The following is a 23,378-nucleotide window of genomic DNA, read 5'->3' on the forward strand; positions in this document are numbered from 1 at the left end:
GAAAGTGCACCAGCGAAAAGTCAGACGATTGCGCTGTCACGCTGGGTTCGAGATCGCGAAGTCGTTGCGTGTCATCGCTTCCAAAATATCTATCTCTCAGCATCGCTTGGTCTGTAAATATTGACCGCGCTTACAATCAGGTATCTAAGATTGCAAAATCATATAGATCGAAGCAGGGAGGGCTAGGGCTGGGGAAGCTCATCGCTAAACCCCGCCCAGGACCGCCCCAAAACCGAATTTAAGCACCTGATAATGCTTGTCGCTGGCGCTGCCGTGAGCCACAATCCAGAGAGCGTTGCATGGGTTGCTTGGGCAGCTCGCCTGCAATATGACAGGCTTGCGAAGCCGAAAGGTATACAGAGCGTCAACATGGACAAGCCGGATCGCAGAAAACCCGTAGCAAGTTGCTTACATTTCGCTGCTACGAGTGGTCGTCATGGAAAGAAGAGTAGCAAGCCGTAAGCGAGTTCTAAAGCGCGGGACCATTGAGTTTCGCGAGAACGCTCTCCCTTGCAAGATCATCGACGTGTCTGAATGCGATGCAGGGCTGGCTTTGCCGGACGCAATCCGTGTCCCAAAATTCTTTACCCTGCTAATACCTGGCGGCGCGCCCGTCTTTTGCCAAAGCGTTTGGCGTCAGAGGGAGCGCATGGGCGTGACATTTCGCGAGTTACGGCTTCTCTAGTGGTCGAAAAGCTTTCACTGTATCCTGGGCCGAGAGCGCACGGTTGTTTTAATCCGTGAAAAAGAGCACTTTCGCGCTCAGTTCCCATCGGCGATTCTGCCCCAAGCGTCAGTGATGGGATAAATGGTCCCCTGCACTCAATGCGCGGTGCTCCATTTTCTGCTGTTTTCTGCTGCACAGCTTTGGATCAGGCCGCCCGCTGCTCTGTTCCGGCCAGCTCGCGCTCCAGCGCGGCAATAGTGGCCATGAGGTTGTCGCGCCAGGTTACGGGCGAGGATAGAGTAGGCGGGATCGGAAATGTCGAAGATGCAGGTGCGCTTCTCCTCCTCCGCAGGATGTCAGTCGAGTGCTCCTCAACCTCATCAGCAACGGATTCTATGCCGTCGGCAAACGTGAGCGCGGGGGCGCCGGCGCTTTTCGCCCGCTACTGAAGATCGCGACCCACGAATTCGGCGAAGGCGTCGAGGTCCGGGTGCGCGACAACGGCGTCGGCATTCCTCCGGAATATTGCGAGAAACTGTTCCAGCCCTTCTTTACAACCAAGCCAACCGGCGAAGTGGGGCTTGGCCTGTCGATAAGCTACGAGATCATCACCCAGCAGCACGGCGGCACCATCACGGTCGATAGCGAAGTCGGTGACTTCACCGAGTTCACGGTGCGGCTGCCCCGACGCGGGCGCAGTAGCTGGATGAACGGCATTGCCTTCGTGTCTGACTCTCCGCGACGAAGTGTACGTTGTTGATCGGTTCGACCAGCCGTTCACTACTTATGGATGGTGCGTTACGGTCAAAAAGACCGATCTAGCCTGAATGGCAGCTGTCGGCGCGAAGTGAACACACTTCGGTAGGACCTTCACTATCGACTCCTCAGGCCGCGGAGGCTTGTTGGGTCGAAAGTAATTGTCTTAGCCGCAGTACCGGTATCGCCGGGCTAAACAGGTAGCCTTGCATCTGGCTGCAACCGAGCTGTCTCAAGATTTCGCGCTGCGCCTCGGTCTCGACACCTTCGGCGGTCGTCGCCATGTGGCGAGCCGTGGCCATAGTCACCACGGCTCGGACTATCGGTGAGGAATCCTCGGGCTCGCCAATATCGTTGATAAAGCTGCGGTCAATCTTGATCTTGTCGAATGGGAAGCGGTGCAAATAGCTAAGTGACGAATAGCCGGTGCCGAAATCGTCGAGCGCGATTCGCACGCCAAGGTCTCGGAGCTGTTGCAGGATCGTGAGCGCTTCCTCGTCATCGCGAATGAGGACAGTCTCGGTAACCTCCAGTTCGAGCCGTCCCGGCGCCAGGCCCGAATCGGCGAGCGCGGCTGCAACCTTCAAGGCCAGCGTCTTGGAGCGGAACTGCACCGGCGAGACATTGACTGCGACCCGGATCTGGCCCGGCCAGGTCGCGGCCTCTGTGCAAGCCTGATTCAGCACCCATTCGCCGATTTCGGCGATTAGTCCAGTCTCTTCTGCGACCGGGATGAACTCCGCAGGCGAAACGATGCCGCGTTCGGGATGCTGCCATCTCAGCAGCGCCTCGCAACCCGTGACAATATTGGCTGCGAGGTCGACCAGAGGCTGATAATGTACTTCGAACTCGCCGCGAACAAGCGCCTGGCGGAGTTCAAACTCAAGCTGACGCCGCTGACGGGCCTTAACGTCGTATTCGGTCGCGAAGAAGCGGTAGGTGCCACGTCCCTCGGATTTCGCCGCGTACATTGCGAGATCCGCGCGTCTTAGCAGGTCGTCGAGATTGTCGCCGTGATCTGGCGCAATCGCAATGCCGATGCTGGCGTCGGCCGGGATCTCCTGGCCCTTGCAGTTTACGGGTGCGCGCAGCGTCTTCAGGATCTGCTCTGCCAGCACTGTTAGGTTGGCCTGATCGCTTGTGCCTGCCCTGATGATCGCGAATTCATCGCCACCGAGCCGCGCCACGAGGTCGTTGGCGGTGATACAGCTGAGCAGGCGGTTTGCGACCTGGCGCAGCAGCTCGTCTCCGATTTCGTGGCCCAGAGAATCGTTGACGCCCTTGAACTCGTCGATGTCGATGTAGAGGATCGCGAATGGCTTTCCCTCGGCAAGCTCCGCGATCCGGCGTTCCAGATGTCCGCGCATCAACATGCGGTTGGGAAGATCAGTGAGCGCATCGTAATGCGCCATGTGCGCGATGCGCTCGTCGGCTCGGACGCGCTCGGTGACGTCCTCATGGGTGGCAAGCCATCCGCCGGAGATGGCCGGCTGGTTCCTGATCTCAATCAGCCGGCCAGCGGTTGTCTCGACCACTGAGCTCTGGATGCGGCCCATTGCGCTCAAAATGCCGTCGCAATAGGAATCGACATCGCCGTTGAACGACCCAGTATCGTGCCGGTGCTGGATTACGTCGCGGAGATGGGCACCGGGCTTCACGACGCTGGCCGACAGCCCATACATATCGACATAGCGGCGATTGCAAACGATGAGCCGCTCGTCCTGGTCGAACATCAACAGCCCCTGGGTCATGGTGTTCATTGCGGTGTCGAGCCGCTGCTTCTCCAAGGAGAGCCTGCGCGTTATCTGGCAGAAGGTCAGGTATAGCGTCAGAACAAGCAGCGCGGTCGACAGTACCGCGACCGTCACGAAGAATTTCGTCTGCGTGCGCCAAGTGGCAAGCGTCGCATTCAGCGTCTTGGTCGCGACCACGACAAGTGGCTCAACCGTCAACATGCGCGAGGCGACGATCCGCTCATTGCCGTCGATCGGGCTTGCGAGCTGAGTGATACCAAAGGATCGGTCGAAGACGGCCATCTGCTCGGTCGAACCCTTGCGGAAATTCTGGCCTATCATCGCGTCGACGCGCGGAATGCGTGCGAGCAGCTGGCCGCTCCGGTGGTGCATGGCAATGGAGGATTCATCGCCCAACCCGGTCGAGGCGAAGAAAGATTCCAGCCGCTCCGGCGTGATAGCGCGCGTAACGACGCCGAGAAATTCCCCATGGAGGCCGGATACGCGACGGGCGAACACGATTGCCGGTCCGCCGCCGAACCGGCCGGGAACAACCTCTACCTCTTCCTGCGAGACCGGGTTGTTCTTGAGCCGGTTGAAATAGCCGCGGTCGGAAATTGTGACATGCTCGACCGGCCAGCGCTTTGAGGAGTTGATCAGTACGCCATCGGAATCAAATACGTTGGCGCCCGCGACATCAGACCAGCCGCTGGCTTTGGCTCGGAGCATCTCGTGCATAGCAAGGGTCGCCATTTCGCCGCGGAACACATCGGGGGACTCGATGCCATGGCTCTCGATCTCTGCGATAATGCTCGTCTGCAGCACCGAGAAATCCTCGAATTCGCGATCAAAGTGCCGGGCCAGCAGCAGTACCGCGCTCTCCAGGCTGTCGCGTCCGCTTTCGATCGCGTTCTCTCGGAAGCGCTCGACGGTCAGGGCGGTGCCGATCGCGGTAGCAGCCATCAGCACGAAGCCGCCAACGATCAGCCACGTCAGCGGCGCCCCGCGCCAGCGGCGCAGCAGCGCACGCAGGCGCGTCGTCCATCGGATTGATGTGCCCATGCAGCCCTCCCCTGGGATGCAAGATGCAGCAAAGACGACAAGCTCCCGTTACTATCGACGGTTAGGAAATTGTAAATGGCAAACAACGCAGTGTTAGCCGACTTACGCCCCCTTCATGATCGTTCTGCGATCACCAGAGGTACGAACTGTTGCGGATCTCTTGGCAGCCAACCGTTAGGCAGAAGCGAGCCTCCTCGCCACCCGAAGAGCGCGTCACGTCCGAACGGAGCGCAGGAAGTGCGCGACCTCGTCCTTGAGTCGCGTCGAATCGCGCGACAGCAGCCTGGCAGATGACAGGAGCTGAGCCGATGCGCTGCCGGTTTCGGCTGCGCCGCGTTGCACGTCGGCGACGCCGGCACTGACCTCGCCGGTGCCCTGGGCCGCCTGCTGGATATTGCGAGCGATCTCGTGCGTCGCAGCGCCCTGCTGCTCCACCGCGGCGGACACGGCTGTCGCGATTTCGGACATACTGGAAATGGTGCCGCTGATATCCGTGATGGCCGCGACCGATTTTCCCGTGACGTCCTGCATCCCACTGACCTGGTGGCTGATCTCTTCAGTCGCCTTGGCGGTCTGTTCGGCCAGCGCCTTGACCTCGGCCGCCACCACGGCGAAACCGCGACCGGCATCGCCCGCGCGGGCTGCCTCTATCGTCGCATTGAGCGCCAGGAGGTTGGTTTGGCCTGCGATGCTGTTGATGAGATCGACGACGTCGCCGATCCGCGTGGCCGCCTGCGCCAGGCGTGCGATCTGCTCATTCGTGATCCCGGCCTGTCGCACGGCCTCGCCCGCGATGCGCGAGGACTCCTGCACTTGGCGGCCGACTTCGCCCACTGAGGCCGCCAATTCTTCGGAGGCGGATGCGACCGACTGGACATTGGTCGTCGCCTCCTCGGAGGCGGCGGCGACGCCGGTCGCTACACCTTGCGTGCGCTCGGCCGTTGCCGTTAGCGCGCTCGCCGATGCCTCGAGCTGGGTCGAGGCCGAGGAGACTGTCTGAACGATTTCGCCGACCGCAGCTTCGAACGCGTCGGCAAGCCGATGCATCTCGCGCCGCTGAAGATGGGCCTGCTGCCTCTCCTGTTCGGCCCTGGCTTCCTCTGCTTCCTTCTTGGCGATCAGCGCCTCCTTGAACACCTGCAGCGCGTCGGCCATCTGGCCGATCTCGGTGCGCTCGCCCCGGTGCGTCACGACGATCGATAGATCGCCGGAACTGAGGGCCTGCATCGGCGCGACGATCGTGGCGATGCCTTGCGAGACGTTTTTTACCAAGAAGAAGGCAACGAGGGCGCCGAGGACCCCTGCGATGGCCGCGATTGCCACTAGGGTGTTGAACGCACGGTTGTAGGCCGCCGCGGCCTCCGCGCCCGCCTCGTCCGCTCCCTTGTTATTAAGGTCGATAGCACTGGCCAGGACCTTATCGGCTTTCAGGCCGATGGCGTTGACGGAGGTGCTGTTGAGCTGGTTGGCTTCCTGGGGGAAACGGCCGACCGCGGCGCGGGACAAGCGCAGCACCTCCTGCGATCCCCTCATGTATTCGTTCCAGATACCGCGCCATTCGTCGAAGAGCGCACGCTCCTGCGGACTGGAGATGAGCTTCTCGTAGGTTGCGAGATTTGTCGCCATCCTTCCATTGACTTGCTCGATCCTTCCGTCAAAGTCCGCCTTGTCTTCCGCGCGTTCGGACAAGAGGTGCTGCCGCACGGCGTTGCGGTAGGTGATGCCGGTCGCACGCAGCTCGCCGAGCACGCGGACACTCGGAAGCCAGTTGGTGGCGATATCCACGACGGCGGTGTTGATCGCCTGCATCTTCCAGATCGCGAAAGCGCTGCTGGTGATCAGGGCCAGCAACATGCTGGCGACGACAACGGTAATCTTGGTTCGTATGGAAATGTTGGACAACATGGCATGGGCTCCGGAAAGCATCAAATCGACGACGCCCTCCGGTCGCAATGCATGTGACGGGCGGTCGTTCTCTCCCTCGCGCCGGGACCAATTGCAGACAAGCCCCATCTCTACGGATACCGTACCGATCTTCCTTTAAGCGATTCTTACTCGCTGGAGCTGTTTGACAGACTGCGGACAAACTTTGCGGGAATTTGGATAGGGTCATTGCCTAGGCTGGGTCGACACCGCTCCAGATTGCCCAGTTTGCGGAGTGGCTCGAAAAGCTCGGCATGTCCGCGTACCCGCCACGGGACGACCGACAAATATCCACGTTCGGCACTGGATCGGTCATAACGATGTCCAACCAATCAAGGGGATCCCCACGACGCGCCTGCCGCGCCGGTAGCGGCTAGATACGCCTTTTCGGGCTGGGGAGGGGTTTCCCCTCGGACCTTGACTTCCCGGCATTGCTTCGGCCTATCCGGGCGAGTGGAATGTCAAAAGGCGCAGTCACCTGATGGCATTTCGCAGTTTTTTCCACGGTTATTTAATTCCGAGCGCTCGATTTCAGGGATAGGAGCGTGGCTCAGTGACCCATGTTCTGCTCGACGCATCAATGATGGGTCGTGGGTGAGCCCGGGGGCGAAACCATCAATGATGGCAATTCCAATTTCTTTGCGTCGGTTTTCGGCGGTCGAGCTTGAGAATGCGCTTGAGGTACGCGAACAACATCTCGATCTTCTTGCGGAGCCGGCGCGAGGTGCCTCCCTCCCACGATCTCGCGATCTGGCGCGCCATGTCGCGAGCGCCGTCATAGATCGCGCGCGGCACTCTCCGTGAAGCCTGCTTGGGGCAACACCGAGCCTTCAATGCGCATCGATCACAATCGCGCTTGCTGGCGAGGTAAAGCATGGTGGCACCATCATTCACCAACCTTCCGGTTGTGGTAAGAACTTTGCCACCAGGGCAACGAAGATCGAGATGTTGTTCGCGTACCTCAAGCGCATTCTCAAGCTCAACCGTTTGCGCTTACGAGGTCCAAACGGCGCGCGCGACGAGTTCATCCTCGCAGCCACCGCCCAGAACCTTCGAAAGATGGCCTAGCTGATCCCGATGCCCACCCCGAGGCTCGCATAGGGTCGCAGTTCGGCACGTCGCGACGGAGCTATTAAAACGAAGTACTGCCGGCCTTTTCCAACGGAATCGAGCGAAAAGCCGACACCCCAATCCGCATCTCCCGGCTGAGGAAATCTCCGCGACATGGCTCGCGCGGGCAGCCGTACGCGTGTTTTCAATGCCGCCCGCTATTTCTAAGCCCCGCCTCGGAAAATGAGCGGCTGCGCTCCTAAAGCGCACGGAAGTGTAAGCTAGCGCGTGCTCGGCTCTTCCGACGAACGGTGACTACACCGAAACGATGGCGCGCGTTAGCCGACGTTAGCGATCGTGCATTCCGGGGCTAGAAAGCGGAAGTGGGCGTCTCCTTGACCCCATTCGGATTACCTGCCCGTTTACCCGTACAACCTCGGCGAGAATAGACTGCTTGACTAGAAGGGGAGAACTGTCGCGAAATGGAGGGGTTTAATTGCAATGACCCGTCTCGGCCTACGGTTTATATAACCGCTGGTCGAGAGCCGCCCCGGCAAGGCGATGAATCAAGCTCTTTATCTGCTCGTTCTGTTGTGCACAAGGAACGTACGGTAGCGGAGCCAGTCTCCAGGGTGAGTGGCGGCATAGCGGAGTTCATCTACCCTCTATTGTAATATACCGAGCGATTACGCCTATTCGCATTTTGTCTTCTGGTGTCCTACTGACCCGATAAGCCCATTCAGTACCGCCATACTCGTATTGAGAAACGAACGACGCGCGAGAACGATAGTTCGGAAGCCGTCCGTCACCGAAAAATCGGACAGGCGCTTGAGCAAAGCGGCGTGATCTGTCGTAGATCTTCCGGTAACTCACGCTTAAATGCCTCAATTCTGGTATGTCGATGATGCGAATTGGGTACGTCGATGGTGCGTCACAGTTCGATGCGTTTGGCTGTCGCAAAATCTCTCGTTCCCTTTTCTTTGCTTTCGAAGGTGCTTGTCGGGCCCTGGTTGAAATCCCAAGCGCGCGAGATCTGTTCTCGGCACGTCTCTCGCGTGAGTGAAGGTGGTGTAATCCACTTAGTCCTCGACAATGTATCACTGGAAATGTGTCGCCCAGGTTTGAGGGACCATCGGCGCGAGAGTGCGATGAGGTCCGCACAGTAAGCCCGGGAACGCCGGGGAAGGCGCAGGGTGTGTTTTCGTCCCAACCCGCTACCGCCTAGCCCCTCTCTCCGGAAAGTGAGCCGGTGCGCTTCTAAAGCCCGTCGGGGTGTAATCTAGAACGGCGGCTTAGCTCGTTCCCCTATCATCGGCGGCTGTCGCGAAAGAGATTCCGCGCGTTAGCGAGCGTCCCCGTCCCATATCGGTTGTTTCCGGGCGAGAAGACGCGGAGTGTCATCCACGTTCGTTCGGCCGCAACCGTCGCGAGCTGAACTTGGAGGACCTCTCGGGAAGGCCTCGATGCGATACTCGCGGGGGCTTAACCGGGGGTCGTCGGTATGCGCCGTGGATTCTTTGAGTCAAATCAATCAGGGTAGGCGGTTAAGAAAACCGCCTGCCATCAGCGAAACCAGCCGGTTTGCTACGCGTGTGAGCAGCATATTGGCTGCCTCGTAGAGATGTTTCGCGCGGCTGCACTTCTCCACAGAAGGTCCGAAACCAGCTGGCTAGGCCGTGCACCCTAAACTTGATGGTGTGACGCGATGATGTCCGCTTCGCTCACAAATCGACCGAGATCGTGCGGCGGCGCAATATGTCGCGAAGGCCGAAGTTCGGACTCTTGCACTGGGCAGAAAGGTTCTATTCGATAGCCTAATCGGCGTGGGCTAACACCGCCGGCGATCTCTCGGCATTAAGGAACGCACAATTACAGCTTCGAAAAAGTCGCTTGGATTGCTCGCTTGCTGATCCTATCCCGACGAATTTCTGGGATGCCCCGCCGCTACGCCACACGCTGCGATCGGCTGGAAGTGGAGAGCAACTGCATTACCGATCTGGAGCAAATCGCTTTGCTGAATAGAAAGCCTTGCGCCTGATGCACACCGTGTCTCGTTGCCGCCAACGCCTGAGCTTCCGTTTCGATTCCCTCTGCCGTAGTGCACAAATTAAGGCCTCCGCAGAGGCCGATGATTGCTCGCATGAAGATATCGCTCTCGCTGGTCATGCCAAGCTCTTGAACAAATCGTCTATCGATCTTGAGTTTGTCAAACCGCAATTCATACAGATGAGAGAGGCTCGAGTATCCGGTACCGAAATCATCGATAGCTATACGGACGCCCGAGTTGCGCAAAGTCTCTATCGCGTGCCGCGTAGCATCGATGTCTGTCACTATCGCGTTCTCAGTAATTTCCGCTTCGAGGCGATGCGCTGGCAGGCCAGTGTCGCTCAAAATTGACAGCACCTCATCCGCAAAACGCCTGTCGCTGAGCTGAGACGGCGAAAAATTGAACGACAGGGTAATCTCGTCGGGCCAAGTCAAGGCGTCGCGGCAGGCATCGCCCAAAAGCCGTCTCGACAACAACTCCATCTGACCCAGTTCCTCGGCAACCGGAATGAATTTATCCGGCGGTATGAAGCCAGTCACCGGATGCTGCCACCTTGCCAAGGCCTCAAAGCCGACAATCTGTCTTGATTTCAAATCAACGATCGGCTGGTAATACGGTTGAATTTCATGTTTTCCGATTGCTGCCACCAAGTCCAATTCCAGGAGAGATCGTTCGCGAACGTGTGCGTCCATCATTGGATCAAAGAAGCAATATTCAGCTCGATTATTTCTCGCGCGAGATAGTGCAACATGCGCACATCTGAGAAGCTCGTCGACAGTGACTTGACCTCGGCCAGCTTGAGCTATGCCGACATTTGCGCCAAGGCTGAGATGCTCGATCCCGATTTGAACGGGCTCCTTCACATCCTCAACGAGTGACGATGCTATTTTGCTGGCGACTTCTGGATCTACGTGTGACAAGGATAGAGCAAATTCGTCATCGCCAATTCGCGCAAATAAACTCTCGCAGTCAATCCGGTCTTGCAACCGCCTAGCCACCTGCAAGAGCGCAGCGTCGCATCCAAGATGGCCATACACGTCATGAAGCCTCTTGAATTGACTAAGGCCCAATAACAATACCGTCATTCTGCTGTTGGGGCGCCTCAACCGGGCACTCGCTTCGACTTCAAATTTCGCCCGGTTTGGCAACTGGGTCAACGGGTCACGCATCGAAACGTCATGGGCGTGCTGCTCAGCTGCGACGCGTCGGACCCGTTCGTTCCTTTGGTCTATGATGCGACGGATGCTGAATACGACCAACGCAATCCCGACAAAGTACAAGAATAGCGGCTGCTCCTGCTGCGCGCCGAGGATTGAGAACCCGCCCCAGTCCATCATGGCCAAGTGGTACGAAATGACGGATATGGAAAAAATCACCAAAGCGTCGATGATTTCGCGCGGCGCGATTTTCAATAGCTTGGAACCAAGAAAATGCGTGTGACTCAAGGCACCCTCCACATAAGTACCGCCGCCAATATGACGCACATGGAGCAAACCGTGATAAACAATCATTTCAATAGATTTAAACGCACTTACGAAAAGTTCGAATGAGGACCGACCAAAGCTCACCCAAGTTACCTATCTGTCTGTTGGTAAGTCGATCCTTAAAGTCCAGCCCCAAGCATCGAGAACGCTCTTCATCGATTTCTTTAGACATATCTCCCTTAACGGGGGGCACGATGAAAAAACCGGCTGTCGCACGTCGGCGCGTAAGACGGGGAAGATAGAGTTTCCCGGCGGGCCTTCAGCTGCATGGTCAGAAATTTGTCCGAACAAGGCGCGGCATTGGACGTAGCGAGTTCGATCCGCATCCCTCCTTATTTCACCTTGGTCATTCCGATGAGGGCTCTCGCTTCTATTGCGATAGGGTGTGGCGCAGCGATCGCAGGATTGATGTCGCTTTCGCGACCTGAAGCGCATACGACATGCAAGGCACCGCGATCGACCTATCGTTCCGACATACAAAAAGGCCAGCGTTGCAAGCCCTCGGAGAGTTTCGGCGTTTCGTCGGCGTTTCGCCGACAACCTGCCGCATGTCGGCATCGCGCGAAACGTCCCTGGCCTGCATCAACTCCAACGTGGTCAAAGCCCTCGGTGAACCGTAAGCGTGTAGGTGCTCCCACGTAGCGGATGATGTTCGATTGTCAGAGAATCCCCTGGTGATTTGTTTGCCAGGAGCTCATGTGAGCGAACATACCTCTGACACCAAGAATTTCGAAGTTATCAGGGCCATACCCGAGCGGCTTGCGGTCAGTCCGGGGCGGAGCTATCGCACCTGGTCGCGGGAGGCGAAGGAACGGAACGTCAAGGAAACGTTTGCGCTTGGGGCGAACGTGTCGGTGATCGCGCGATCTCACGGGCTCGATCCATCGCAGTTGTTTGCGTGGCGACGCAAGGCGCTGGCCTCGGGACTGGTCGCACCGGTTTCTGGGGCGCGAGGCCAGGCAGTCAAGTTCGCGCGGTTTGATGCGGTGACGAGCGACCTGGTGGAGATCGCGATAGGCGATGTTGTGGTCCGTGTCGGCAGCGATGTAGAGCCTGAGCGACTTGCTGCCGTAATCCGGGCGGTTCGGCAGGCATGATCCCGGCAGGCGTTCAGGTTTACGTGGCCAGCACGCCGGTCGACTTCCGCAAGGGAGCGATCGGTTTGATGGCTTTGGTGCGCGATGGTGGCATCGATCCGTTCTCAGGGGCGCTCCACGTCTTCCGCTCGAAGCGAGCGGACAAAATTAAGATCGTGTGGTTTGATGGAACTGGGGTTTGCCTTTTTGCCAAGACGCTTGGAAACGGCGTTCTGCTGGCCGAAGATTGCGCCGACCCGGGTGCGGCTGAACCATGCGCAATTGCTCGCGCTGATCGATGGGCTGGACTGGACGAAGGTGCGTCCGGTGGCGGTGAAGCGCCCGGAATCGGTGGGCTGACGACCTGCGGCGAATTGAATCAGGGCGGCTGAAAGGTTTGGAAGATTGGCGGCGACTCTGCTGGGATGGCGGCGATGACGACGCCCGTTGCAGAGCTTCCGACGACCCTTGCCGAAGCCCATGCGCTGATCCTCGCCTTGGCGGCAGAGCGGGCGGCGATCGAGGCCGAGAACAGCCGCATCGCCTCCGAGATTGCAACACTGACAGCGGCCAACGCCGATCTTGCTGCGGTCAACCAGACGGCCGACGCGCGGATCGTGGAGCTGACGGCGCTCGTGAAGATGTTGGAGCGCACGCTCTACGGCACGCGCTCGGAACGCTTGCGTAGCGACACGCCGAGCGATGAGCAGGTCGCCTTCGTATTTGATGAGATCGCCACCGGCGTGGCGGCCATTGAAGCCGAACTGGCCAAGGCAGGCGGCCAGGACAAGCCGAAACGCGCGTCACGGCCGCGCAAGGAGTTCAGCGCGCCTGGAGCGGGTGGAGATCGTCGTCGAGCCCGAGGTGCCCCCTGGTTGCGAGGGGTTGGAGAAGGTCCTGATCGGCGAGGACGTGTCGAAGCGCCTGGACGTGACGCCGGCCAAGTTCCGGGTGATTGTGACGCGTCGCCCGAAATACGCGTATCGCAACCGCGATGGCGTGGTTCAGGCGCCAGCGCCGCCGCATCTGATCGAGAGCGGCCTTCCGACCGAAGCGCTTCTCGCCCAGATCGCGGTGGCCAAATATGCCGATGGGCTGCCGCTCTACCGGCAGGAAGCGATCTACGCGCGTGACGGTGTCGATCTCGACCGATCGCTGATGGCGCAATGGATGGGCAAGGTCGGCTTCGAATTGCAGCCGCTGGCCGACTATGTGCTGGAGAAGATCAAGCAGGGCGAACGGGTCTTCGCCGACGAGACGACCCTGCCAACGCTCGCTCCCGGATCCGGCAAGACACAAAAGGCCTGGCTGTGGGCCTATGCGCGCGACGATCGGCCATTTGGCGGCATCGGTCCACCGATGGTCGCCTATCGCTTTGAGGACAGTCGGGGCGGCGAATGCGTCGAGCGACATCTGGCGGGCTTTACCGGCATCCTGCAGGTCGACGGCTATGCCGCCTACAATCGGCTCGCCAGGTCAGCGCGTGCCAATGAGGGAGTGACGCTGGCAGCGTGCTTTGCCCACGTCAGGAGACGGTTCTACGAGCTTCACGTCAACGAGAGCTCGCACCTGGCGACCCAGACCGTCACCACCATGGCCGGGCTGTGGGAGATCGAGGCCGACATCCGCGGCCAGGATCCTGAGATGCGGGTGAAAGCGCGCCAGGAAAAGTCCGCCGCTATCGTCGCGGGGCTCTTCGATCTGTGGGACAAGGAGCTGCCGCGCCTGTCGGGCAAATCCAAACTCGCCGAGGCGATCCGCTATGCCACATCCAGACGCACCGCCCTCGAGCGCTTTCTAAGCGACGGCCGTATCGAGATCGACTCCAACACCGTCGAGCGGGAAATCCGGCCGCAAACCATCACAAGAAAAAATGCGCTCTTTGCGGGCAGCCATGGCGGCGGCCGGACCTGGGCGACCATCGCCACGCTTCTGCAGACCGCGAAGATGAATGATGTCGATCCGCAGGCCTGGCTCACGCAAACTCTCGAACGGATCGCGCAGAGCTGGCCGATCTCTCAGATCGATGCTCTCATGCCTTGGCACTTCAAAGCCTGAACGGCCTCAGCTTGGCGCTTACGGTGAACCAATCAACTGAGCGAGCAGTTCGCGAGCTTGTTGCGGCTTCCCCTGATCACGCCAGCGCTGCGCTAGCTCGTCGCGGCTTGCGCAGCTCCCAGGATTCCGGATGCTGTGCACCTGTCTAGAGCACCGCTTCTGGAGGACCGGTTTGGGCCAAAACGCGAAGAACTCAAGGTGAGCAAATCTAGTCCGCTATGCCCCGCTGGGCGGAGCTCGATGAGGCCTGCCGCAACTTCGCTGATGGGCACAAAAGCGCCCGTCGAGAGATTTGCCATTCGCTTCCGGTCAACTTTAGTGAGCAGACGATCTGGCAGCGCGTCCGCAGTTCCTTTGTCGGTCGGAGTAAGAAACCGCTAACCCTGAGCATTGCCAAACGCCAGACTATTGGTAGGAAAAGGCGCCTTCGCGCGGTCTTTTGTCTTACCACTTAGTGCTTTCGTAACAGCGAAGCTGCGACACTTAGCCTTTCATCGAAAGGTTTTGTCATGGTCATGGACGAGAAGGTGAAGATCAGGTGCCCGGCCTGCACACGCGTATTCCGAGAGAAAGCCAACCGAGTCCGTGATGGTTTGCAGGTCAACTGCCACAACTGCAATAAGCTCATAACCCTATCCAAAGAGACAGAAGACCCTTTCCTTCGACGGGCATTGAAGACTGCGCGGGAAATGCGAGCCGCCGAGCAGGACGGGATAGCCGCCCAGGTTTACAAAGGCGCCGCCTCCGCACCACCGCGCGAAGCGCCTTAGCGGGACGCGGCCTTGCTCTGGAACTCAAAGCGTCGCAGCATGTCTCTTGTGGTTCAATCTCGACATTCTTGCGCGCCAACTGAAGCGACGGGCCACTTCCGGACTCATGCATCGCAGCAAACGGCATCCTATTCGATCACCTCGTCGGCTGCGATGATCAGCGAAGTTGGAACAGTAAGGCCGAGTGCTTTCGCTGCTTTGAGATTGATCACTAGCTTGAGGCGCGTGGGCTGTTCGACGGGCAGATCGGCGGGCTTCGCGCCCTTCAAGATCTTATCGACATAACCAACCGCTTTTCGAAGGTAATCGGGAACGTTTTGCCCATACGACATCAACATTCCGTATGGCACCATTTCGGCGATGACTGACATCGTCGGCATCCCGCTCGCCAATGCCGACACACCGACACGCGCCCGTTCGTTGGACAGCATCGATCCGGTTACGAACGCGGCGTCGAAACCGTCCTGTGCAATTGCGGAAAATGCCTGCTCGATCGCGTCCGGTGCCCTCACCTCGACTGGACGTAGCACAAGGCCTAGAGCGTTCGCCGCATTCGAATAAGGTGTGATGGCGCTTGTAGAAATCGGATCATTCGGGTCAATGAGCAGTGCGACACGGTTGAGGTTTGGGACCGCTTCCTTCATGAGACCCAAACGTTTGCCGGGAACGCCGCCAAACATGATCGAGAGCCAGGTCATGTTGCCGCCCGGGTGCGCCAGACTCTCAACGAGACCGGCACCGACTGGGTCCGGCACGATGACAAAAACTGTTGGGATTGTGCTCGTGGCTTGCTTGACCTCTATCGCACCCATTTGGGTCGTGGCGATGATGACATCGACCTTGTTGTCGACCAGATCCCGCGCGAGGGCGCGAAATCGGTCCGCCTGTTCGGCGGGAAAGCGATGGAGGAACGCAACGTTCTTGCCTTCGATGTAACCAAGATCGCTGAATGCCTTGGTCAGCACATCGAGATATACTTTCTCTTCGTCTGCGCTGCCCGCATGCCAGAGCACACCGATCTTCGCAATTTTAGGGCTTGGCCCCATCTGCTGGGCGCGCGCTGCAAGCGGCCAAGCCGCGGCCGTTCCAACAAGCCGAATGAAGTCCCGCCGCTTCATGATTAGCCCCGAGCCACGGAAAACCAAACCTAACAGAGGCGCTGGAGTCTGTTAAGTATCGGTCGCGCCTTACCGCACCTCACTACAGCAGGAGTCTGCTGCGCCGCGAGATTTCAGCCCAGCACCATGACTGCTCAGGGTCTTGGCCGCGTGAAAACGTTTCAATGCGGGGGGCGCCGCTTTGAACAGCCCCATGGGGTCCGGATTGACGCCGAAATGGCATAATTTCCGGCGAGGCGCCGGAAGCCAGCCCGATGGCTTGCCCGAGCCGCTGTGATCGATGATGAGGTTGGCGGCACGCGCGCGACAGCGCTCCTGCCTCATGCCTGAATCGCCGCGATCAGCGCACCAGCACCCATGATGTTCATCACGCGCGTGAGATTGTAGGCGAGCACGTGCAGCTGACTTTCGGCAAGCGCTTCGTCAAGAAGTGCGCCGCGCCCATGCGCATCTTCAGTGTGCCGAACGGATGCTCGACCGTCTCGTGACGGCGACGCATCGCCTGAGGATCAGCGTCGAGCCGCCTCTGGGCATCCTCCATGACGTGCTCATGCTCCCAACGAGAGATGACGCGGTTTTTGGCCGTGGTGCAGCGCGCCTTCAGTAGGCAACTCCCACAAGCTTTCGTGACGTATCGCCGAATGGTGCGTTCGCCATCCACTGTTGTGAGCCAATATGCCAGCAACTCGCCAGCCGGGCAGCGATACACATCCTGTTTGGCCAGATAGGCGAAGTCGTGCTTTCCAAACTTGCCCTTCGCCTCCATGCCGGTCGTGTTTGGCTTCGGTAGAGTCACAAGGATATCAGCGTCGGCGCAAGCCTTGATCTCCTCGCCTGTGTAATAGCCGCGATCGGCCACCGCCTCGAGCTTGTCGACGCCGAGCACGGCCTTGGCCTGTTTGCCCATGTTTGCCAGTTGAGCGCGATCCGAGCCGCTATTCGTTACTTCGTGCGCGATGATGAGGTGATGCTCGGTATCTACGGCAACCTGCACATTGTAGCCAACGACGCCCGAGCCACGGCCACTCGTTGCCATGGACCGACTGTCGGGATCGGTCAGCGAGATCTGTTGATCTGGTGATGCCAGCATCGCCTCTTCGTAGGCTTCGAGCTTGTGCATCTCGCTCTTGAGCTTGGTGAGCTTTTCCTTCAGATGCGCCGTCTTCGCGGCGAGAGTCTCAGATGGCTCCTGCAGATCTGCCGTGTCGAGCTGTGCGAGATCGCGCGACACGCTCTCCTCCAGTTGCTGGCGACGGCGCTCGACCTTGCCCTTTGTGAAGTTCTTGTCACGCGTGTTGACCGCCTTGAACTTCGATCCGTCGATGGCGACGCTCGCCTGCGTCAGCAATCCCATCCGCCGGCAAAGCTCAACGAACTTCGCGCACACCTTCTTGATACCGAGGCCGTTGTCGCGACGAAAGTCGGCGATCGTCTTGTCGTCGGGCGAAAGCCGTTGTAACAGCCAGATCACCTCGAGATTGCGTCTTGCCTCGCGTTCCAGCCGGCGGCTCGACTGGATGCGGTTGAGATAGCCGTAGATGTACAGCTTGAGCAGCACCGCTGGATGATAGCCGGGTCGCCCGGTCGCCGACGGTTCGATGTCCTCAAAACCCATCTCGTCGAGATCAAGTGCTTCGACAAACGCATCGACAACGCGAACAGGATTGCTCTCACCGACCCAATCATCGAGGCATTCCGGCAACAACGTCGATTGATCGCGATCCGCGCCTTCAATGAACCGTCGCATCGATCGTCTCCGAAAACCCCGAGACGATCTCTATCTGACTCGTTGCTTTCACGCAGCCAGGGTCATAAGCGCCATTTGGCCGCTCGGCCGGCTGCTTCCGGTCTACCACGATAGCCGACAACAGGGACGCCGGCCGGACCAGCGCCTTGGGGGCCAACAGCCGACATTCAGGAGAGTTAGAGTGCCGGTCTTGAAGCCTTGAAGATGTACCTATTGCTGCTGAAAAAATATCGGCCAGCTTCATTCAAAGGCGCGAACTCGCTAAGCCAATCATTGAGGTCGCTCGCCGAAACATCTCCGCGTCCTCCCACGAACTTTTCTATGATTGTTGACAGTCCTTTGCTGTAGCTATCATCGTCGTAACTCAGGTTGAGGAGCGAGTATACGAAAGCATCATTAAGTCGAAATCCAGCATTTTTGAGCCTGTGCGGCATCGTTCCCGGTAGACGCGGGTGGGCACAATGCGCCTCCCACGATTTCAAAACAGCCGCCATTCGTTTCGCGTCGTCGGAATACCACACGAGAGCATCCCAATCAGTGGTGATGAAGATTGTTCGCCCGTCCGGCTTTAGAACGCGAAAAGCCTCCGACAAGACCACGTCAACATCGGCGATATACTCAGCAACCTGCCGTGCACACCACAACGTCAAAAGACGCATCAGATTGACGGAGTTTGGTCGCATCACCGACCTCGTATGACAACCATGAGGGATGCTCTCGTCGAGCGCAAAGTTCTACGAGATCAGGCGAGATATCGATACCGACCACAGCTCCGTGGCGGCCAACAATTTCGCTCATTTCTTCGCACAGAAAACCCGGGCCACATCCGATATCGAGGACTTTTTCACCAGTCGATAAATTGAGGTGTCGAATTGTCTCGCGCCGCTGCGCAACGATGTCCTTGGTACGATATGTCTTTTCGAGGTGCCGCGCAGCTTCAGCCGTGAATGTTAGTCCACTCATGTGGTATTCCCTCCACACAGATAGCCCGATGGGAAGCGATCCAAAGACTTACGCGCGTCAAATGGTAGCTATTCTTCAAACTGGCCGATAGGTCTGAAATGGTCATCGCGTCGACGGCCATGACCGCGACCACGTCGGTCTACCCCAAAGAGCCAACGCCAGGGCGAGGGTTGAGCTTCGACGCCAACATCGGACATAGCAAGCGTCATGGCGGCTGCACGAGTCATCCGATGGATTTAGCCGATCGGCAGACGGCTTGAAATTCCTCCGAGACCCAACCGAGCAGGAACAGGCTCCAAAGATTCGTGTTGGTTTGTGCGGGGACGGGGATGGAACGGTTGCAGGCACAACACGCGTTTCGAAAGGTCCTTCTAGCGAGACAAGCTGTGCCAACGGGAGTCCAAAGATGACGAAGCACCGCTGTTTTGTTTGCGGTGTGCTTGCTGGGATCACAATCCTACATTTCGGCGCATCTGCGGAGATTGCTAAGCCAAATACCACCACCGTCCCTGCTGCCAGTTCCGCGCCACACAAAACAGACGGACAAAGCCCAAGGAATATTGAGGAGGAATGCGAAGCTGAATGGAGAGCTGATAAGGAAGCCAAGATGAAACGCGGTTTGACGGAAGATCGTTATGTCGAACAGTGTAGCGTGAAAGACGACGTGCCGACTATTCCCTCTGAGAACGGCGCTCCCTCCGTTGCACCCCATAGACCCCCTGCTAAAGAACGATAGCAGCTTTCGCGCGTGCACCAGCCTACTGGGTTGAGTGCTAGAGGCGCAATGTCAGGCAATTGCGTCGCTTGCAGCATTTGGAACAGGGATCAACTCTATGCGAGCGCAATTTCGAGCCGCTAATTATCACACCCTCCGCGTTATAATGGGAGGTATGCAGGGGTCGATTAAAGCTATTAAAGCTGGAGAGCACGACAAGAGTTCGTCCGCTCGCAATTGGTCTGCTGATGGTCGAGCATGTCCCCATTGATCTCCGTCGTCGCGCACTGTTGAGCGCTGCGGGAGTGCTGACTATCGAAGGGGTTCTTTTGGCGACGACCGCATCGGGTCAGACGTCCTCTGCTCCCAAGATGAAAATCGGCGTGATTGGCGCAGGCCATATCGGCGGCACGATCGGTGGCCTCTGGGCCAGGGCCGGCCATGCCGTCTTCTTCTCATCACGCCATCCGGAGCAATTGCAGGACCTCGTTGCACGGCTTGGCCCTCTTGCACAGTCCGGCACTGTCGATCAGGCGATTGCGTTTGGCGACGTTGTCTTGATCGCCGTACCTTACGGCGCAGTGCCGCAGATCGGCAGAGATTACAGCAAATTGTTGGCGGGGAAGATCGTGCTCGACGCCAATAATGCTGTCGCCAGCCGCGACGGCGCCATTGCCGAGGAGGTCGAGCATAATGGCATCGGAGTTACCTCACAGAAATATCTGCCCGGCGCGCGGCTGGTGCGCGCCTTCAACACGCTGTCTTACATGATCTTCGAACGCGAAGCGAACCGCACTGCCCCGAGGCTCGCGGTCCCGATCGCGGGCGATGATCAGGAAGCCGTCGGGGTCGCGGCGCGACTGGTGCGTGATGCCGGGTTTGACCCGGTGGAGGTCGGCAAACTGGCCGACGCGAGCCGCTTCCAGCGCGGCGCGCCGGGATATGGCCAGAACGTGAGCGCCGCGGAGCTCAGGCATAAGCTGTCGCTGACACCATGACGGCTTCTACGGCAGCTCTCGGGGGCTGGTTGCACCGCACAGTGCCCGGCACCGCGCAAGAACGGGGGGCAGCGCTGTGGTCATTCGCGTATTTCTTCACCCTGCTTGCCGGTTATTATGTGCTGCGTCCGCTGCGCGATCAGATGGGTATTGCCGGCGGGACCAAAAACCTGCCCTGGCTGTTCACGGCCACGTTTGTCAGCCTGCTCGTCGCACAGCCGCTCTACGGCGCGCTGGTAGCGAGGCTGCCGCGGGTCAGATTTATTCCCATCGTCTACCACTTCTTCGTCGCCAACCTGGTCCTGTTTTGGCTGTTGCTGTTTTTCGACATCGAAAACGTGACGGTGGCGCGCGTGTTTTTCGTTTGGGTCAGCGTCTTCAATTTGTTCGCGGTCGCGGTGTTCTGGTCGTTCATGGCCGATCTGTTTACGTCAGAGCAGGGCAAGCGGCTGTTCGGGTTCATCGGCGCCGGAGGAACGGCAGGCGCGCTTCTTGGTCCCGTCATCACAATCTGGCTCTCGGGGCCGCTCGGTCCGGTCAACCTGCTGATCGCGGCCGCTATTTTCCTCGAACTCGCTGTGCTCTGTGTGCATCGAATTGAACAAATGGCGGATCCGCCGGCGGCAGTCGATGCTCGAGCTCAGCGCATTGGCGGCAGCGCGTTCGCGGGATTGTCCGAATTGATGCGGTCGCCTTATCTACTCGGCGTGGCCGGCTGGGTCAGCCTGCTCTCGTTCGGCGCGACGATTGCCTATTTCGCGCAGGCCAACATCGTTTCGACGACGTTCCATAACGCGACAGCGCAAACGCGTCTGTTCGCAGGTATCGATCTCGCGGTGGGCCTGCTGAGCCTGGCGACACAGGTATTTGCCACCGCCACGTTCCTCAAGCGCTTCGGCACCGGAATCGCCGCCGCAGCTTTGCCCGCTATCTATGTCGTGGGATTCGCAGCGCTGGCGATGGCGCCGAGCCTGTCCGTGGTGGTGACACTCCAGGTCACACAACGCTGGATGAACTTCGCAATCGCCAATCCGGCACGCCAATTGTTCTTCACCGTGGTTGGGCGCGAGGAAAAATATAAGGCCAAAAACCTGATCGATGTGGTGATCTATCGCGGCTCGGACGCGTTGTACGGCTGGGTCTACGAAAGCCTGCAGGCGTTGGGGCTGAAGCTTGGCGCCATTGCGCTGTGTGCGCTGCCGGTCGCGGCGGGATGGCTCTTCCTCTCAACCGCACTGGGACGAACGCAGGAGGGCCTTGCAACAAGAAGTGATGATCAAGGAGCGCCGGAATGGCAATCCGAACGAGTCGGCGAATAACTCGCCAAATCACCCGCCGCGACTTTGCCGCACTAGCCGGCGGACTCCTGCTGTCGACCAAAGCAGCTGCCCAAACCGAGCCACCGCTTCTCACCCGCCCGATTCCTGGCAGCGGCGAGCGCATTCCCGCAGTTGGTCTTGGGACCGCCTATGTTTTTGACGAGAATAATGAAACAACGCGGAGCAAGGCCGATGCAGTCGTACAGGCGCTGATCAAGAATGGCGGACGACTCATCGACACCGCCTCGACCTATGGCGATGCGGAAAGCGTGCTGGGCGAGGTTACCGCAACTGCCGGCTTGCGCGACAAACTCTTCATTGCCACTAAGCTCGAGTCGCCTGATTCCAAGGAACTCAGGCGATCATTGGCCCGACTGAAGACTCCAAGCGTCGATCTGCTGCAGCTCCACAATGTCAGGAGCAAGCAGCAATCTCTCCAACGCTTCCGGGAGTGGAAGAAACAAGGCGTGTGCCGTTATGTCGGCATCACTTCGACATTCCGCCGCGACTATCCCGCGGTCGAGGCCGTGCTTGAACGGGAGAAGCCTGATTTCGTGCAGATCGACTATTCCCTGGATAACCGCGGGGCTGAGAAACTATCCTGCCACTGGCCGCCGAAATCAGAGCCGGCGTGTTGACCGCCGTGCCTTACGGCAATGGCAGATTATTCCACGGCAAGGAATTGCCGGACTGGGCGCGGGTGTTCGCGAGCTCGTGGGGGCAGTTTTTCCTGAAATATTTGCTAGGCGATCCGAGCGTGACCGCAGTGATCCCGGGGACCGGCGATCCCGGCCACATGGCGGACAATGCCGGCGCGATGCGCGGCCCATTGCCCGATCCCGATCAACGTCGTCGGATGGTCGAGTTCATCGAAGCGCTTTGATCGATGACCGATGTGCTGGCATAGCCCCATAGATTCCGGCCTGGGTTAAAATCAAATAGCCGCATTCCGTCAGCTGTCGTTCAGGGTGGCTTTTCGTATTTAATTCCGACGTTGTGCCCACGAACCGGAGAGCTTGGTCAACGGGAAGTCGCCTAGACGTCGGCAGTAGCAAGGTCTCCAATGGGTCAATCTCGCTTGTAGTTGGCCAGTCACGTCCGACTACACCCAACATCAGACGTGCCGCTGCACTGCGCCTATCCGGCGATGCGAGCCAGGATTATCTGACAGACGTCATCCGCGACGAACTGACCACCGGGTTCTCGCGTTTTCGGGACAATTTCGTCATCTCCCGCTCGACCGCTTTCACTTACAAGGGCAAGCCAATCGACGTGCGGCAGATCGGCAAGGATCTAGGTGTGCGCTATGTGCTGGAAGGCAGCGTGCAGCCGAGTGGCGACGGCTGCGCGTGCATGCCCAGCTCATCGATACCGAGAGCGGTGCGCACCTCTGGGCTGACCAGTTTGACGAGAATCGCTCCGTTGGCGAACTCGGCAGTCAGCACGGCGACTATTCTGAAAAGCAGAAAGCGATGTAACGCCGCACCCACTAGCGCGGCACTAACGCGCCCTAGTGAGGACGCTTCTGGCATTCTAACGAGAGTTCGCGCTCAACCTCGTCGGCGAGCCTCGAGAGGTGCATGGCTAGTCGCCTGAACATGTCGCGCTTGCTGCTGTCGGTCGCGAGCGTCGCGATGACCTGGCAATCGGCGGCGTCCTGTCGCAGCTTTTCGAGATGGGTCCGATAATCGCGCATCACCGCATCTTCCGACATTCAACGCGGCGTTAGGCTTCCAAGAGGGCAGCCTCAACGCTGCGGAAAGGGGATCTGTAACGCTGGGGACTGCCCTCCCACTCCCTCCTTGGAGGGGTTTTGACCTAACTCCTGAGCTGGGGCCTCGTTCCGGGACGGAGGGTTCCAGCATGTTGGGAAACCTTATGAGCTTGAAGAA

General features: G+C 58.9%; 15 protein-coding genes and 5 pseudogenes. 10 read left to right on the plus strand and 10 right to left on the minus strand.

Annotated elements, in window-relative coordinates; translation table 11 throughout:
- Positions 1 to 1,028 precede the first annotated feature (1,028 nt).
- Positions 1,029 to 1,427, plus strand: a pseudogene (locus QA640_RS14700) (ATP-binding protein); the annotation flags it as partial.
- A gap of 124 nt (positions 1,428 to 1,551) precedes the next feature.
- Here the strand turns inward: QA640_RS14700 and QA640_RS14705 are convergent.
- The 3 genes and pseudogenes from QA640_RS14705 to QA640_RS14715 form a co-directional block, all read right to left on the minus strand.
- A complete protein-coding gene (locus QA640_RS14705) occupies positions 1,552 to 4,218 on the minus strand; it encodes an EAL domain-containing protein (protein WP_283041345.1) in 2,667 nt (888 codons plus the stop codon).
- Between the two features lie 213 nt (positions 4,219 to 4,431).
- Positions 4,432 to 6,123 carry a methyl-accepting chemotaxis protein gene (locus QA640_RS14710; RefSeq protein ID WP_283041346.1) on the minus strand — a complete coding sequence of 564 codons (1,692 nt, stop codon included), beginning with the start codon at positions 6,121 to 6,123 and terminating at the stop codon, positions 4,432 to 4,434.
- 672 nt (positions 6,124 to 6,795) lie between these two features.
- A pseudogene (locus tag QA640_RS14715) lies at positions 6,796 to 7,038 on the minus strand (transposase); the annotation flags it as partial.
- Between the two features lie 39 nt (positions 7,039 to 7,077).
- Here QA640_RS14715 and QA640_RS14720 point away from each other — a divergent pair.
- A pseudogene (locus QA640_RS14720) lies at positions 7,078 to 7,209 on the plus strand (transposase); the annotation flags it as partial.
- Between the two features lie 1,926 nt (positions 7,210 to 9,135).
- On the opposite strand, the gene QA640_RS14725 reads toward QA640_RS14720, so the two are convergent.
- Positions 9,136 to 10,806, minus strand: coding sequence for a bifunctional diguanylate cyclase/phosphodiesterase (locus tag QA640_RS14725; RefSeq protein ID WP_283041347.1), 1,671 nt, complete (start codon positions 10,804 to 10,806; stop codon positions 9,136 to 9,138).
- A gap of 614 nt (positions 10,807 to 11,420) precedes the next feature.
- Here QA640_RS14725 and QA640_RS14730 point away from each other — a divergent pair.
- The 3 genes and pseudogenes from QA640_RS14730 (at position 11,421) to QA640_RS14740 (ending at position 13,856) form a co-directional block, all read left to right on the plus strand.
- Positions 11,421 to 11,819 (plus strand): transposase, encoded by a 399-nt coding sequence (locus QA640_RS14730; RefSeq protein WP_283041348.1) that lies wholly within the window; start codon positions 11,421 to 11,423, stop codon positions 11,817 to 11,819.
- A complete protein-coding gene (gene tnpB, locus QA640_RS14735; protein WP_283041349.1) occupies positions 11,816 to 12,190 on the plus strand; it encodes an IS66 family insertion sequence element accessory protein TnpB in 375 nt (124 codons plus the stop codon). The genes QA640_RS14730 and tnpB overlap by 4 nt, the downstream gene beginning before the upstream one ends.
- Positions 12,191 to 12,232: 42 nt before the next feature.
- Positions 12,233 to 13,856 (plus strand): annotated as a pseudogene (locus QA640_RS14740) (IS66 family transposase).
- A gap of 898 nt (positions 13,857 to 14,754) precedes the next feature.
- Here QA640_RS14740 and QA640_RS14745 read toward each other — a convergent pair.
- From QA640_RS14745 to QA640_RS14760, 4 genes and pseudogenes are all read right to left on the minus strand, one after another.
- On the minus strand, positions 14,755 to 15,744 hold the full coding sequence (locus tag QA640_RS14745) for an ABC transporter substrate-binding protein (protein WP_283041350.1): 990 nt from the start codon (positions 15,742 to 15,744) through the stop codon (positions 14,755 to 14,757).
- A gap of 320 nt (positions 15,745 to 16,064) precedes the next feature.
- A pseudogene (locus QA640_RS14750) lies at positions 16,065 to 17,491 on the minus strand (IS1182 family transposase).
- Positions 17,492 to 17,667: 176 nt separating this feature from the next.
- Positions 17,668 to 18,174, minus strand: coding sequence for a hypothetical protein (locus QA640_RS14755; RefSeq protein WP_283041351.1), 507 nt, complete (start codon positions 18,172 to 18,174; stop codon positions 17,668 to 17,670).
- The gene (locus QA640_RS14760; protein ID WP_283041352.1) at positions 18,110 to 18,454 is read right to left on the minus strand and encodes a methyltransferase domain-containing protein; all 345 of its coding nucleotides are present in this window, start codon (positions 18,452 to 18,454) and stop codon (positions 18,110 to 18,112) included. Before QA640_RS14760 ends, QA640_RS14755 begins: the two co-directional genes overlap by 65 nt.
- 406 nt (positions 18,455 to 18,860) lie before the next feature.
- Here QA640_RS14760 and QA640_RS14765 point away from each other — a divergent pair, with 406 nt between their 5' ends.
- From QA640_RS14765 to QA640_RS14785, 5 genes are all read left to right on the plus strand, one after another.
- Positions 18,861 to 19,190, plus strand: a complete 330-nt coding sequence (locus QA640_RS14765; protein WP_283041353.1) for a hypothetical protein — start codon at positions 18,861 to 18,863, stop codon at positions 19,188 to 19,190.
- A 227-nt stretch (positions 19,191 to 19,417) separates the two neighbouring features.
- The gene (locus QA640_RS14770) at positions 19,418 to 20,167 is read left to right on the plus strand and encodes an NADPH-dependent F420 reductase (protein WP_283041354.1); all 750 of its coding nucleotides are present in this window, start codon (positions 19,418 to 19,420) and stop codon (positions 20,165 to 20,167) included.
- A gap of 41 nt (positions 20,168 to 20,208) precedes the next feature.
- Positions 20,209 to 21,486, plus strand: a complete 1,278-nt coding sequence (locus tag QA640_RS14775; protein ID WP_283041355.1) for an MFS transporter — start codon at positions 20,209 to 20,211, stop codon at positions 21,484 to 21,486.
- Entirely contained in the window at positions 21,459 to 22,124 is a 666-nt protein-coding gene (locus QA640_RS14780; RefSeq protein ID WP_283041356.1) for an aldo/keto reductase, read from the plus strand. Before QA640_RS14775 ends, QA640_RS14780 begins: the two co-directional genes overlap by 28 nt.
- A complete protein-coding gene (locus QA640_RS14785) occupies positions 22,121 to 22,369 on the plus strand; it encodes a hypothetical protein (RefSeq protein WP_283041357.1) in 249 nt (82 codons plus the stop codon). Before QA640_RS14780 ends, QA640_RS14785 begins: the two co-directional genes overlap by 4 nt.
- A gap of 421 nt (positions 22,370 to 22,790) precedes the next feature.
- Here the strand turns inward: QA640_RS14785 and QA640_RS14790 are convergent, their stop codons facing one another.
- Together QA640_RS14790 and QA640_RS14795 are read right to left on the minus strand one after the other, a co-directional pair.
- Positions 22,791 to 22,931, minus strand: coding sequence for a hypothetical protein (locus QA640_RS14790; protein WP_283041358.1), 141 nt, complete (start codon positions 22,929 to 22,931; stop codon positions 22,791 to 22,793).
- A gap of 65 nt (positions 22,932 to 22,996) precedes the next feature.
- Positions 22,997 to 23,182, minus strand: a complete 186-nt coding sequence (locus QA640_RS14795) for a hypothetical protein (RefSeq protein ID WP_283041359.1) — start codon at positions 23,180 to 23,182, stop codon at positions 22,997 to 22,999.
- Between the last annotated feature and the right edge of the window lie 196 nt (positions 23,183 to 23,378).

The sequence above is a fragment of the Bradyrhizobium sp. CB82 genome (assembly GCF_029714405.1).
In the GTDB taxonomy this organism is placed as follows: Bacteria; Pseudomonadota; Alphaproteobacteria; order Rhizobiales; family Xanthobacteraceae; genus Bradyrhizobium.